Genomic DNA, 13,075 nt, shown 5'->3' with positions numbered 1-13,075 from the left:
TCGTGACTGTTGTCAGCGAAACCCGCATCCCGGTCAGCGCGCGACGACCGTGGCTGTCCCAAGTCCCCTACCAGAGTCCCCTACCAGCCGGAACTGCCCGTTCCCTCAGTCGATACAGAACTCGTTGCCCTCGATGTCCAGCATCGGGATGCACGCATCGTTGCCGTCGTACAGCGTTTGCACGTGTACCGCGCCAAGCGGGACCAATCGTGCGCATTCGGCCTCAAGTGCGGCGAGGCGCTCTTCACCCACGAGTCCGGTGCCGACCCGCACATCGAGATGCACCCGATTCTTGGCGGCCTTCCCCTCGGGGACGCGCTGGAAGTACAGCCGCGGGCCCACACCTGAGGGATCAATGCAGGCGAACCAGGAATCCCGCTCCTCAGGTGACTGCGAGCCCATGAAGTCATCCCAGGTGACGAACCCCTCCGGCGGCGGCGGTACGACGTACCCCAACACCTCGCACCAGAAACGAGCGAGACGCTCAGGTTCTGCGCAGTCGAGGGTGACTTGGAACTTCTTGATCGACGTCATCGGCCCACCGTATTGGCCCGTGCCGTACACCGAAATCCCGGGGTTCCACGGCATGCGGGGCGAGGTCTCGCGTGACATGAGCTGTCCCGTCTCATCGAGCACGGCAGTTTCGGGGTGCGGTTCAGCTCCAGTAGGTGCCGCTGGCCGTTGTCTCCTCCCACGTTTGGAGCTTGAGCTGCTGCCTGCAGGAGGTGGTGGCTTTCGTCGCCCAGTTCCGGAAGGCTTCGGGATCCTCTGCCAGGGCGTGCAGCTGCCGGGCGGACTCCTGAGCTCGGACCATCCAAGGCGCGTAGGTGTCCTCGCTCAGGACCTGGTCCAGGCGTCGCCGAGCGGTGGAGGTATCACCGGTCAGTCCGGCGGCGAACCCTGCGTGGTAGTTGTCCCAGAAGTGGCCGGGGCGAGGTTTCTGCGCGTTCAGGAAGTCGGCTGTGGACGGCAGGTCAATGAACCTGTCCCGGTTCTCCCGCGCCAGGTCGGCGGCTCGCCGCGCGAGGTTCTGCGCGTCGAGGGCGAACTGGGTGGCGTTCACGAACCGCTCGAATCCGGGCTCGCGGCCGCCGACGTCGAACGCCAGATGATCTCTGTCCTGCCACAACCACATCACGCCGACGTTCAGATAGCTGCCTTCGTTCCGGCCGGGCTGGAACTCGACGATGCCCAGCCACCATCCGTGGTCGTCGATCCAGGTTCGCGACCTTCCGCGCTGCTGGAGACCGAGGGGTCGGAGTACCTCGCGGGCTGCTGCCGTGACCAGGCGGGGAGCGGTGGGTGCGGCTGCCATGCCGATCATTGTCCGCTGTCTTGTCGTGCGTGCTCTATCCGGGCCGTTTCGCGGTGAGGCCAGACGGAAGGACCTGAGCTTCGATCCCCGGGCGGCGTGCGGCCGAGGACCGGCAGGGCACGGTGCAAGAGCGTGCCGCGCCGGGGGGCAACTGCTCGTAGTTCTTGCCCAGCTTGTCGCGGACCCAAGTGTCGGCGTACGCAGGAAAGTGCTCACCGCGGTACGGCGCCACGTACCCGTCCCGCGCGCTCTGGGCCGGCTGTTCAGGGCGCGTCGGAGAAGCACACTCGCACTGCGAGGAGGCCACCCGACGAATCCAGATCGGCGATCACCGGGAAGAAGCCATCGCCCCAGCTCGTCATTGCGCACAGCACTCGGGCATCACCGAGTTCCACGGATCCGGCCTCGACGTGCGAAGCACGTACCTCGCGCATGATCTGCCAGTGATGGGAGTGCGGTCGGAAGTCCACCGCCATGCGCCGTCCGGTCTCGTCCTTCCATCTCGACAGGGCGCGTGCTCTGTCCATCGCCTCCGAGACGGGCAGGCCAGTCCACCCGCGAACACCGTCCTCGCCGGGCTCGCCCAGTTCGGGTGCGGCGAACGTCGCGGCCGCTTCGTCCGCCGCGGCACCCCAGAACGCCACATCGGCCAAGCCGTCCACCGGCTCGTCGTGCTGCCAGACGCTCAGGGCGTCGACATCGCCGAAGAGCACACGTGCCCAGTCCACGCCGATGTCACCCAAGGAAACCGATGACGTCACCTGGCCCTCGTTCATCCGGATCGAGATCTCGGACCAGCGTTCCCCGACACCGTCGCCGTGGTCGACCCGTGTGGCCAGCACGGGCAGGTGTCGACTTCGGGGTACGCCATCTACTGCAACGACGGGAACCCCGAACATCAAAAAGCTGCCGCCGCCCTCTTCGCCAGTCCGGCGGGCCCTGTGGGCATGTGCCTCGCGAACCGGCAGGGCCTCCAGCCGGGCGTCAAGGCCGGCAGATCGGCAGTGTCCATCGAAAGTCGCCTCGAGTTCGGCGGCTTTCGAGGCCGGGATGTCATGGAGTCTGGAGCCTGGCTGCCGGTCAAAGCTCCGAACGGCTTCGGAAGCGTCCGGCCCGGTGACCATGAAGTCAATGGCGCCCGTGACGTCGGCGGCCATGGCAGCGTCTTCAACACCCAAGGAAGCCGGATCGATGTCCGCCGGCGACTGGTCCCCGCTCCACAGCCCCAGGTAACCACCGTCAATGAGCACCAGCGTGCCGGACGGGCAACTGATGGTCCCCAGCTCGAACATCTCTTCCATGGCGCGCGAGTCTACGGCCACCCGGCAAGCCGTCCCGAGGCCGGCGCCAGAACAGCCAGAACGGCTGCGAAGCGAACCTCACCACCTGCGGATCGAAGTCCAGCAGCATCGCGTGGTCCCGCTCCAGCCACGCTCTGGTGAGACAAGCCAGTCGCTGAGGCAGGTTCACGGGTGACCTGTCTCAACGAAGATTCCGCGAATCTCAGCGAAGCTGAACGGATGCCCATTAGTCTCACCAAAGGTTGAGCACCTGCTCGGCCCCTTGGGCTGGGGGTGCCGTGGAAGCTCTGTCGCGCGCGTACGGCGATGAGGCCTTATCAGCGTTTGAGCTGGACTTTCTCGGGGATGGTGAGCGTCGCAGGCTGCCGCTTGGAGCAAGTTGGCAGGTGCCGTTTGAGGAAGTCGAACCGGTCCGGCCGTTCCGCTGGGACAGGGGCACAGAAGGCTTTGCCGGTTGGTACTACTCAGTGACCGTGCGGGAACACGTGGGCTACGAGTCGTGGCTCGAGCGGGACCGGTTGATCTTGCTGGATCGAGATCCGCATGTGACGGCTATGGCGTCGCAGCCCTTCTGGTTGCACTGGCACGACGGTAGAAAGCGGCGCCGGCACGCTCCCGACTACTTTGTCCGGCTGGCCACGGGGCGGGCGCGGGTCGTGGATATCCGTGCCGAGGATGACATGGACGAGCGGACGCGGGAGTCGTTTGAGGCGACCGAGCGGGCCTGCAAGGCCGTGGGCTGGGAGTTCGAGTGGGCTGGCCGTCCAGATCCAATGCGTATGGCCAACATTCGGTGGCTGGCGCGGTATCGCCGGGGTCGCTCCGGTCAGCCGGGAGCGGTGGCTGAACGTCTCCTGGAGGTGTTCAGCGAGCCGAAGGGCTTGTGGGAGGGGGCCGGACTGGTCGGCGACCGCATTCAGGTACTGCCGGTGCTGTTCCACCTGATGTGGTCAGGGAAGCTGCAGACAGACCTGTCCGGAGGGCTGATGGAGACCGGGAGCCTGGTCTGGACGGAGGGGCGGCAGAGATGGGCCGACTGACGCGCCCGCTCGCTCTGGCAGTCGGCGAGAGAGTTCGATTCGACGGGCAGGTCCGGGGAGTGCTCGAGGTGACCGTCCAGGCCGCGGTCCTAGAAGACACCGAGAAACCGCACCGGGTAGTGGCCTTGATCGACCTGTTCGAAGCCGAGGACTTCGAGGTTCTGTTCCACCCGGAGCGGATGCCGGTGCCGGCCTCGTCCATCCTGGAGACGCTTCCCCCGGCGGCGGTCGAACAGGCGCTGTGGTGGGAGAGTCACATCCTGGAAGTGGTGCACGGGCTACCGCCGGACGCGGAGCCGGGCACGAAGCCGCGTGAGGAGTACGGGCCGAGCACATCGCTGACCGCGCGGGAAAGGGCCAAGGCCGCTGAGCTGTCCCGGTCCGGCCGCCCGGTGACAGCCAGCACGGTCGCCCGGATGCGTCGCCGCTATCTGAAGGACGGGGTCGCCGGGCTGGCTGATGGCCGTGCCGCCCGCAAGCGACCGGAGTTCGGAACGGTGGACCCCCGGGTGGTGGACGCGATGCGCACGGCGATCAAGGAGGGCATTGATACCTCCACCCGAACCGCGTCCTACCTGATCTGGAGGACGAACGAGATCCTCAAACAGACCGAGGAAGGACAGGCGGCTCCCTGGCCGTCCAGGGCCACGCTCTACCGGCTGGTGGAGAAGCTCACAGCGGGCACCCATGCAACAGGATCGGCCGTGACGCGCCGCTCGAAGGCCCACACGGCGTCTGCCCCCTTCGGGGAACTGACCGTGTCCGCTCCGGGGGAGGTCATGCAGATCGACTCCACCCCACTCGATGTGATGGTCCGGCTCGACAACGGGGTCGTCGGCAAGGTCGAACTCACCGGCATGATCGACGTCGCGACCCGGACCCCGACCGCCGTCGTGCTTCGGCCGTCGACGAAGTCGGTCGACGCCAGCGTGCTGCTGGCCAGGACCGTTACGCCCGAATTGATGCGGCCAGGCTGGGTGGACGCGCTCAAGATGTCCCGCTCCGTGCTGCCGCACCGGCGGCTATTGACGCTGGACAAGCGTCTTGAGCACGCAGCCGCCAAGCCGGTGATCGTCCCAGAGATGATCGTCTGCGATCACGGAAAGGCGTTCATCTCCCGCAATTTCCGGGCATCGTGCCGGTTCCTGGAGATCGAATTCCAACCGACCCACAAAGGCTCACCCTTCGAGAAGGGGCACATCGAGAAGATGCTGGGCTCGGTTGCCACGATGTTCGCCCAGTTCCTCCCGGGACACACCGGCCGGAACACCGACCACCGCGGCCGACATCCCGAGAAGGAGAACCTGTGGTCGTTGCCAGAACTGCAGGAACTGCTGGACGAGTGGATCGTTACTCACTGGCAGAACCGCCCCCACGAAGGCCTACGTGACCCCGCCCACCCCGGCCGGCTTTTCACTCCGAACCAGAAGTACGCCGCGCTGATCGAGTCCTGCGGCTACGTCCCGGTCGCCCTCAGGGGTCAGGACTACATCGAGCTCCTGCCTGCGGCCTGGCGAGCCGTCAACTCCTACGGCATCAAGATCAACAACCGCACCTACGACGCCCCGGAGCTTGGGCCGATGCGACGACGTGATTCGGGTGTCGCTGCCAAGCGCGGACTCTGGGAGGTCCATCGCGACCCTTACGACGTCTCCCAAGTCTGGGTACGCAATCACCGAGGCCATGGCGAGTGGGTCCAGGCGACGTGGAAATACCTGAACCGGGCACCGGTTCCCTTCGGGGACCTGGCCTGGGACCACGTCAGCCACCAACTACCCAAGGCCACCGAGGAAGAACTGGCTGAGGCAGTGGCCACCTTGCTGACCCGAGCACATGCCGGACCGAACTCCGTCGCGCCGGGCCAGAAGAGGAAGAAGGACAAGCCTTCCAGGCGTGATCGCCAGGTGATGGCCCGGACCAAGGCGACCAGCCCTACAGCAGCAGTCCCGCCGCCCGAGCCCACGCGCGAGCCTGTTGCCGAGGAACTTGCAGAAGACGAAGAACCGATGACCGAGGTGATCCCGCTGGGGCTCTTCGACCCGCTTGAGGACCCCTGGAGAAGGTCGTGAGCATGCCCCTGGCTTACCCGCCTGGCGATGACTTCGGCCGGCACCTGACGACCCTTTCCGGATGGCGCGAGTTCGTCGCGACGTCGCTGGGGGAGCCGATGGCGATCCTGACCGAGGCTGAGTACGACGCACTGGCCAAAGAGGAGAAGGGCACCTATGACGAGGACCGCCTCGACCACCACGCTCGCCTGCAGGTGATCGCCACCTCAACCATCCGGCACACCGTCACCTGCGGCCGCCGCCTGATCATTCTGAACCGCGGTGCGGTCAGCGCCCGCCGCGGATTGCTCGTTTCGGGGCCTGCGAACACCGGCAAGACGATCGCTCTCACCCAACTCGGCCTGACCCACGAACTGGTGGACCGCCGTCGGCACCCGGGCCAGGACGAACGCATACCGGTCATCTACATCACCGTCCCGCCAGCCGCGACGCCTCGCATGATCGCTGCCGAGTTCGCCCGCTACCTCGGCCTCCCGGTCACCCGCAGCCTGAACATCACCGACCTGACGGAGGCAGTCGTCGGCGTCTGCACCAGGGCCCGCACCAGCCTGGTCCTGGTCGACGAGATCCACAACATCTCGCTGCACACGCGGCACGGTGCCGAAGCGTCAGACACCATCAAGTACTTTTCCGAGCGCATCCCGGCCACCTTCGCCTACGCCGGAATCGACATCGAATCCGGAGGACTGCTTTCGGGCACACGCGGCGATCAGATCGCCGGACGCTTCACCCCCGTGGCCACCCACCCGTTTCCCTACAACAAGGAATGGAAGGGTCTGGTCGCGCAGATGGAGGAAACACTCCTCCTGCACCAGCACAAAAGCGGCACGCTGCCCCGCCTGGACCGCTTCCTCCACACCCGCACTGGCGGCATGATCGGCACCCTCTCCCATCAGATCCGCGGAGCCGCCGTCGACGCAATCCTCACCGGCACCGAGGAGATCACCAAGGACGGCCTGCTGGCCGTCGATCTCGACATCGCCTCCGGCCGCAAACGCCCAGACGACCCGTCGACAGTCGGCGGCAAGCGATGATGGCATCCGCCAACGCCGATGCGGAGATCGTCCGACTCCCCTTCCAGGTCCGCCCCAGAGCGGGGGAGGGCGGTCCTTTGTTCATCCGGCGTCTCGCGCAAGCCAATCACCTCCCACCCCCCTTCCTGCGAAAGTTCTTGAACGAGCCGCCCGGGCCCCGCGGCAAGCCGTCCTGGGCCCGCCTCGCTGCAGCCACCGGCCGTGACCCGGGACTTCTACGAACGACACTCGAGACGAAGAAGTGCATGGAATGCGGCACAGACATGCCGCCTACCGAGGCCTTCGGCCGACGGGCGATCCTATGTTCCATGCGTTGCCGAACGCGGGCCCACCGCCGTCGGCACACCCTGGCCCCCTGCCGGATCTGCCAGAAGCCGATGAAGATCCAAGTCGGCCAGCGTCACCGGCTCTGTTCATCGGCATGCCGTCGCACCGCCTACCTCCTTCGTCAGCGTGGCGGATCTGCCTCCCCGGCCTCCAGCACCGATGACGCCCCGGCCAGCCGAGAGCCTCGGCGCTGCATTGCCTGCGAGAAGCCCCTGCTCCCGAGCTCACGCTCGCACCGCCAGACATGCTCGGCAGCCTGCCGGCAGCACGCCCGCCGATGGAGCCGTCTTACCTCACCCGACCAGTTCCTCCTGTCATCCGGCACCTGTGAGTTCTGCCAGGAGCCCCTCCCGGAGCCAAAGCCCAGCACCGGCTTGCGTCGCTGGTGCTCGGGCCGCTGCAGGCAGCGAGCTCACCGAGGACTCGACCCAGTCCCCTACAGGCTCCTGACCTGCGAATACTGCCAGGAACCCATCGAGAGAGACGCGTCAGGCCAAGCCCCCCGCTGGTGCTCAAGGAACTGCCGCGAGAAGGTCCAACGGCGCGGTCGCAAGTTCACTTCAAACAGCAGCTAGATGACTCATGAAGATGTTGGGTTCTGGCCCCGCCTCCGTTTCCGGGACGCGCGGCCGCACGCACACTTCCGACTCTCCAAGCCGCCCTTACAGCACGGGCAGGTTCTCAGCGGCCACCACGTCCTTCGCTACCAAGAGGAATCGCATGGGATGACTAGGAATCCGAAACTTCGGGCTCATCAGCAGTGAGCTCCGGATAAATTTTTGGGATGGACGGCTCGTACTTCGCGAAGTGACGAGGGCAAAGCCATTGATATTCGCCGGTAGGAGTCAGGAGTCGCTGCAATCCGGCAAAGTGGCGACTGCCGTCGAGCTCAAAGAGAAACTCTCTAAATGAGCGCAGGGCGGCACCTTCAGCAGCAGATAGGTTATTACCATCCCGGCCCTCTGGACCCTCGCTTACTTCAATCTTGACTGAATCGGCAAGGGTTTTCATCAGGTCAGCACTGTCCTTGAGGGCGGAAACATCGAAAGCGCCTGCGACTCCTCCAACAATGGGAGCGAGAAGACCAACCGCCGCAGCGGCGAAACTCAGATATGGCGCAACACCTACAAGCCACTCCTTTGAGTATGAGAATTCATACGCGGGAGAGACGGGATGCTGCGAGCCGGTTTCCTCACACCAAAGATCCAAAAGCATCTTACTCGAGTATGCCCGCCTAGGATCGAAGCGGCTCCGGTCTGCCACACGAAGGGAAAAAAGCTTCGGACAGTCTGAGACCTCGAGATTTGCCGCCTTCCCCAGGATTAGCAGTGCATGGAATGCAGCACCGGCATTTTCTTGGAATTCTCGGGCTTCAGTGATGATCCTCGTAAGCTCGCCCCTCGATGCTACGACTTCCGCTTGCAGGCTGTCGATTTGCGAAACGATGGCAAGTTCGTGATCGAGGCCACGGTTCGAAGAAATGCCCACGAGGAGAGAGTCCACATACTGCCACTCTACGCAGTCCGGGCACAAGATCTTCGGGATCTTCTCTGCTCTCATCCTCTCCAGGCTTTCAATGCGGAACGATGCCTGACAAGAGATGCCGCGTGATCGATCACCCGGGCACGGGATGCGCATTTGATGGCTAAGGCCAGGCCACCTCAGTTTCACAAGCTGGTCGACCGTGTCCCTAACGATGTCAAATAGGAAAGCCCTAGAGCCGCCGGTCACTCTGACTGAAAGGCGTGTCGGAGAGACGGACTCTACAAGTGCTCGCGCATCAAAATGGGGATGCTTGAGGTAGAATCCCTTTCTCCATTGGCTGACTGCAAATCTCCGCGTCCTCACAGTGAGCCAAGGGATTAGCCCTGTCGGCTCATCGGAGAAATCACAAAGCAGCACAAGTTCATCAGACTCTCCAATGGTCGGCCAGGAGAGCTCTGGGCGTTCATAGGGGACCAGTTGCGCGATCAAGCTCGCCGTTTCTTCCTGAATCCGATATGAGACGTCGAACTTCTCCATCAGGCGAAGAAAATAAGGGTGGATTTCGCGAGGGTAGCTGTGCCTAGGATCACCCCAAACCCGTGATAGCGATTCGTGACGCAAGACACCGGCACTGCTCTTGATTTCCTGATCATCAAGCACGCAACTAATTGCAGTCGTCAGCCATTCCGGTTGCAAGATGAGCAGATCGCGCAGGTCATCATCTTCTGGATAATAGACGATGTACCCAAGGTCGTTCAGAAGGGCTGCCAGCGCCTCTGCCTCCGCCTCGCCGACTTGGTAGCGTTCGCAGATTCGATCAAAAGTTGCTCTCTTGACGTATGGATCGGGCCTACTAAGAAGCTCATCCTGCACCGCTCGCCAACGCGCGCTGATCCGTTCCCCCATACGCGGCAGACTGGCGGCCATCTGGGCCAGTCTTTCAGCGAGTTCCGGGATTCCGAAGGAGTCCTTGGTATCCACCCGGTGATACCCAGCTAGCAACGGACCGTACTTCTGCCTTAGTCCCGGGTAGTCAATCTCCTCTCCATCCTCTATAGCATGCGTGGAGACGATTAGAACACGGGCATCGTCTCCACATCGGAGTTTGATCCTCCTTAGCCAATCGTCGACAAAGTTCGCCTCCTGGCCCTCCCTGGGTCGCCACGTAACGAAGTACAATGCGTGCCGGGTGAAAAAGAACTGATGCGTCACCCGGTAGACTTCTTGTCCACCAAAGTCCCAAGATCGGACTGTGATCAGATCTCCAGCATGACTGCCAGGGAATCTATTCACTATACCCAAGCGCGAGGAATCGACCTCGAAGGTTTCGATCTTGATGCCGTGTGTTGCACTCCGGCCTTCGATGAATGGATTGCCGCGAAGAGCCTCCACAATGCTGGTCTTCCCTACATTGCCCTCCCCGAGCAGGATCAACTTCGCCTCGTAGTGAGGTTCCGCGTCCATGGTTCGCAGGTATGCGAATAGGTTTGAATTTCCTCGCTCCATCAAGGCCAAAACGTTCTCGTCGAAGAAATTCTCTTCGAGGTCTAGCTGAACATCGAGGGGCAGGTAGCCTAGATAGTGCGGCAGTTCTGTTAGGTAATTCTGGCGAAGGCTCAGCCTTCTCAATGATCGAAGCCCGGAGATTTCTCGACCTGGGACAAAGCCCGGATTTCCGCTAAGATCCAGCTCTTTCAATTTGGTCAGCTGGGATAGATTGGCGGGCAACGAGTGCATCAGATTGCCGGAGAGGTTTAGATTTACCAGACTGGCGAGACGGCAGACGCTAGCGTGGACCTCCTCCAGACCATTTCGGGCAATGCTGAGAGCGACTAGGCCACCGAGCGCCTCGGGATTTTCGATCTGGAAGTTCCTGATCCGGTTCCCGTTCAAATTGAGGCTACGAATTTTATCCGGGTGACCTGACAGGAAAACCTCACTGGGAATCTGACTCAGTCCCAGTCCTGTGAGATCAAGATCTCCTGTTTGTTGCGCAACTTCGATCCGTCGTCTCAACTCGTCCACTCGTGCTCCATGGCTAGTGGTGGGTTAGAGGCAGCAGTGCAGCCGAAGTCAGGGTTCAGGTCCGTCCTCAAGCCGACTCAAGACATGCTCTCAGAGGGGCCGTGTTTTTACTTGCTCTTCGTCTGAATGTCGAGAGTGTGAGTCTGATGCCCGCGGGGCCGCACGTCAGTAGAGACGGATGAAGATGTGGGTTCTGGCCCCGCCGCGTCAGCTGGCGGGGCCGTGTTGCGTTTCAGGGGTGGGTCGGGGAGACGGTCGGGCCGGATGCGTGGGCGACGTGCCGGGAGTTGATTCCGGCTGGGAGTGTGTCCGGTACCTGGCCGAGCACCGTGGCCGGTTGTTTCCTGCGGAGATGTTCGCGGACATGTGTCTCGGCGAATGGGCGGCCGTCCATGGCGCCGCAGATCCTTACCGCGGCGATCACGGTGCAGGCCCTGCACGGCATGTCGAACTTCGAGACGGTCCAAGAACTACGCTGTAACCTGCGGCGGAAAGCCCCGTGCGGGCTCAGTCTGCACGACATCGCGTTCGACCCGTCGCTGCTGGCCTACTTCCGCCGCCGGCTAACCCGCTTGGTCCGCCCGAATCGGGTATTCGAGCCGTTCGCGAGGTCATCAAGGCCACCGGAGTGCCGAAGGGCAAGCACCGCAGGGCGCTGGGCTCCACCGTTTTGGACGACGCGATCGCCACCCAGGCGACCGCCACCCAGATTATCGCCGCGATCCGGGAAGCCCCGGGAGCCGACCAGGTCGTGGGCCGTGCAGTGCACGGCCCACGACCAAACCGACCCGGGCAAACTCCACGGTGAATCGGTACGTCATGACGGGATCAGCGTCTCCAACTGAGCCATGAAGCAGGGCCGGGCCGGATGTTCCACCGGCATGCGGAGGTGGCGACGCCCGCACGCCCTTCCCGCCCTCAGAGGGAAAGGGGGAAAGTGCGTCACCTCGTCACCCATGGTGGACGCGACCCGGAAGAGGCCAGGTCAGGGGCGAGTAACCACGGCTGGAGTGCGTCACCTGGACTGGATGTCGGTGCAGCTTCGCTGAGACAGCCCGCTGGGGCATGAACTTTCCCTGAGACGAATCCGGATCGGTGCAGCTTCGGTGAGATCACATCAACCTTCACTGAGACAGGTCAACGGGTACTTGTTCGTTGCTTCTTGCTCGGTGAACAGTTCCGATATATCGTTGAGGCATCGCGACAGTTCAACGATGGAACCCGATGGAAGGAGCGTTGCGATGCGTTCACATGGACACGAGTACGGAAACGGACACGGAGCCGGTCGTGGGGCCTGCGGCCCCGGATCTCGTGGGGACTTCGAGGGGCGGCGTGCCGCCTTCGGCCCCTTCGGGCCCGGCTTCGGCGGTGGAGGCGGTCCCTTCGGGCCCGGCTTCGGTGGGCGTGGCCGCGGCGGAGGCCGGGGGCGGGCGCGGCGCGGTGACGTGCGTGCGTCGATCCTGGCGCTCCTGAAGGACCGCCCCATGCACGGCTACGAGATGATCCGGGAGATCGGCGAGCGCAGCGACGGGGCCTGGAAGCCCAGTCCCGGCTCGGTCTACCCCACCCTCCAGATGCTGGAGGACGAGGGGTTGATCACCAGTGCGAGCGAGGGCGGCAAGAAGCTGTTCACGCTCACCGACACCGGGCGCACCGAGGCCGAGCAGGGGCCGGACGCCCCGTGGGAAGAGGCCGGGCGCGGGGTCGACTGGGACGCCGTGAACGAGATCCGGCAGGCCGGCTTCGGCCTGATGGAGGCGTTCGGGCAGGTCTGGAAGACCGGCAGCGCCGAGCAGCGGCAGAAGGCCGTCGGCGTGATCAACGAAGCCCGCAAGAAGCTGTACCTCATCCTGGCCGACGAGGACTGAGAAGAGGACCGAGAAGGAGAAAGGGCCCTGCGGTGATGTGCCGCGGGGCCCTTTCGTGCGTGCCCGGTTCGGGTGATCGTGAGCGGGGGCTTTCGGCTCGGGTGATCGAGGGCCGAGTTTCGGCTCGGGCGATCGAGCGCTGGAGCTTCCGGCTCAGGTGACCAGGCCCGAGAGCTTCCGGAGCGACTCCGTCAGCGCCGCCGTCGCCGAGTCCTTGAGCTTGCCCGCCATCAGGGACACCGCCGCGCCGGTGAACTCGCCCTCGATCCGTACGGTCGTCGCGTCCCCGTCCGCGGCGAGCGAGTAGCGCGTGGCGACGGTCACCCCCATCGGGCCCTTGCCCCGGATGGCGAGTGCCCGGTCGGTCTCCAGCTCCTCGACCGTCCAGAGCACCTCGGCCGGGAAGCCCATCAGCTTCATGTTCTCGGTGAAGGTGGCGCCCGTCTCCAGGTTCGCCGGGCCGCCGCTCGGGAAGCTGGTGTGGGTGGCGTTCCACTCGCCGTACGAGGAGAAGTCCGTGAGCCGCGCCCAGACCTTTCCGGCCGGCACCTCGATCCGTGTCTCCGCGCTGACTTCGGCCATGCGACCACCCCTTCAGGCGTGCCAACTGG

Annotated in this window: 10 protein-coding genes; 5 read left to right on the top strand and 5 right to left on the bottom strand. The window is 63.9% G+C overall.

The annotated features are described in order from the left end of the window. Positions 1-105: 105 nt before the first annotated feature. The 3 genes from OG361_RS06445 to OG361_RS06435 form a co-directional block, all read right to left on the bottom strand. Complete coding sequence (locus OG361_RS06445) at positions 106-534, bottom strand: VOC family protein (protein WP_405852348.1); 429 nt, start codon at positions 532-534, stop codon at positions 106-108. A 121-nt stretch (positions 535-655) separates the two neighbouring features. Further along, positions 656-1,315, bottom strand: coding sequence for a hypothetical protein (locus tag OG361_RS06440; RefSeq protein ID WP_405852347.1), 660 nt, complete (start codon positions 1,313-1,315; stop codon positions 656-658). Between the two features lie 263 nt (positions 1,316-1,578). Beyond that, the gene (locus tag OG361_RS06435) at positions 1,579-2,616 is read right to left on the bottom strand and encodes a hypothetical protein (protein WP_405852346.1); all 1,038 of its coding nucleotides are present in this window, start codon (positions 2,614-2,616) and stop codon (positions 1,579-1,581) included. 278 nt (positions 2,617-2,894) lie between these two features. Here OG361_RS06435 and OG361_RS06430 point away from each other — a divergent pair, with 278 nt between their 5' ends. The 3 genes from OG361_RS06430 to OG361_RS06420 are packed head-to-tail and all read left to right on the top strand — an operon-like array spanning position 2,895 to position 6,759. Further along, on the top strand, positions 2,895-3,656 hold the full coding sequence (locus tag OG361_RS06430) for a TnsA-like heteromeric transposase endonuclease subunit (RefSeq protein WP_405852345.1): 762 nt from the start codon (positions 2,895-2,897) through the stop codon (positions 3,654-3,656). After that, positions 3,644-5,725 carry a Mu transposase C-terminal domain-containing protein gene (locus tag OG361_RS06425; protein WP_405852343.1) on the top strand — a complete coding sequence of 694 codons (2,082 nt, stop codon included), beginning with the start codon at positions 3,644-3,646 and terminating at the stop codon, positions 5,723-5,725. The genes OG361_RS06430 and OG361_RS06425 overlap by 13 nt, the downstream gene beginning before the upstream one ends. Positions 5,726-5,727: 2 nt before the next feature. Next, on the top strand, positions 5,728-6,759 hold the full coding sequence (locus OG361_RS06420; protein ID WP_405862108.1) for a TniB family NTP-binding protein: 1,032 nt from the start codon (positions 5,728-5,730) through the stop codon (positions 6,757-6,759). A gap of 1,056 nt (positions 6,760-7,815) precedes the next feature. Here the strand turns inward: OG361_RS06420 and OG361_RS06415 are convergent. Continuing rightward, the gene (locus tag OG361_RS06415; RefSeq protein ID WP_405852342.1) at positions 7,816-10,596 is read right to left on the bottom strand and encodes a COR domain-containing protein; all 2,781 of its coding nucleotides are present in this window, start codon (positions 10,594-10,596) and stop codon (positions 7,816-7,818) included. Between the two features lie 392 nt (positions 10,597-10,988). Here OG361_RS06415 and OG361_RS06410 point away from each other — a divergent pair, with 392 nt between their 5' ends. Together OG361_RS06410 and OG361_RS06405 are read left to right on the top strand one after the other, a co-directional pair. Continuing rightward, positions 10,989-11,441, top strand: coding sequence for a transposase (locus tag OG361_RS06410; protein ID WP_405852341.1), 453 nt, complete (start codon positions 10,989-10,991; stop codon positions 11,439-11,441). A gap of 396 nt (positions 11,442-11,837) precedes the next feature. Next, positions 11,838-12,464: a PadR family transcriptional regulator gene (locus tag OG361_RS06405; protein WP_405852340.1), complete on the top strand. Its 627-nt coding sequence runs from the start codon at positions 11,838-11,840 to the stop codon at positions 12,462-12,464. A 153-nt stretch (positions 12,465-12,617) separates the two neighbouring features. On the opposite strand, the gene OG361_RS06400 is transcribed toward OG361_RS06405, so the two are convergent. Next, positions 12,618-13,046: an SRPBCC family protein gene (locus tag OG361_RS06400; RefSeq protein WP_405852339.1), complete on the bottom strand. Its 429-nt coding sequence runs from the start codon at positions 13,044-13,046 to the stop codon at positions 12,618-12,620. Between the last annotated feature and the right edge of the window lie 29 nt (positions 13,047-13,075).

This window comes from Streptomyces sp. NBC_00090, assembly GCF_045160815.1.
Classification (GTDB): Bacteria; Actinomycetota; Actinomycetes; order Streptomycetales; family Streptomycetaceae; genus Streptomyces.
Note: the sequence above shows the minus strand (reverse complement) of the source record. Positions and strands in the feature narration are given on the sequence as shown.

What these genes read in the sequence shown, in the direction of transcription:
- OG361_RS06425 (WP_405852343.1), top strand. Translation starts at nt 3,644, where the DNA reads ATGGGCCGACTGACGCGCCCGCTCGCTCTGGCAGTCGGCGAGAGAGTT.
- OG361_RS06440 (WP_405852347.1), bottom strand. Translation starts at nt 1,315, where the DNA reads ATGGCAGCCGCACCCACCGCTCCCCGCCTGGTCACGGCAGCAGCCCGC.
- OG361_RS06435 (WP_405852346.1), bottom strand. Translation starts at nt 2,616, where the DNA reads ATGGAAGAGATGTTCGAGCTGGGGACCATCAGTTGCCCGTCCGGCACG.
- OG361_RS06445 (WP_405852348.1), bottom strand. Translation starts at nt 534, where the DNA reads ATGACGTCGATCAAGAAGTTCCAAGTCACCCTCGACTGCGCAGAACCT.
- OG361_RS06405 (WP_405852340.1), top strand. Translation starts at nt 11,838, where the DNA reads ATGCGTTCACATGGACACGAGTACGGAAACGGACACGGAGCCGGTCGT.
- OG361_RS06420 (WP_405862108.1), top strand. Translation starts at nt 5,728, where the DNA reads ATGCCCCTGGCTTACCCGCCTGGCGATGACTTCGGCCGGCACCTGACG.
- OG361_RS06400 (WP_405852339.1), bottom strand. Translation starts at nt 13,046, where the DNA reads ATGGCCGAAGTCAGCGCGGAGACACGGATCGAGGTGCCGGCCGGAAAG.
- OG361_RS06410 (WP_405852341.1), top strand. Translation starts at nt 10,989, where the DNA reads ATGGCGCCGCAGATCCTTACCGCGGCGATCACGGTGCAGGCCCTGCAC.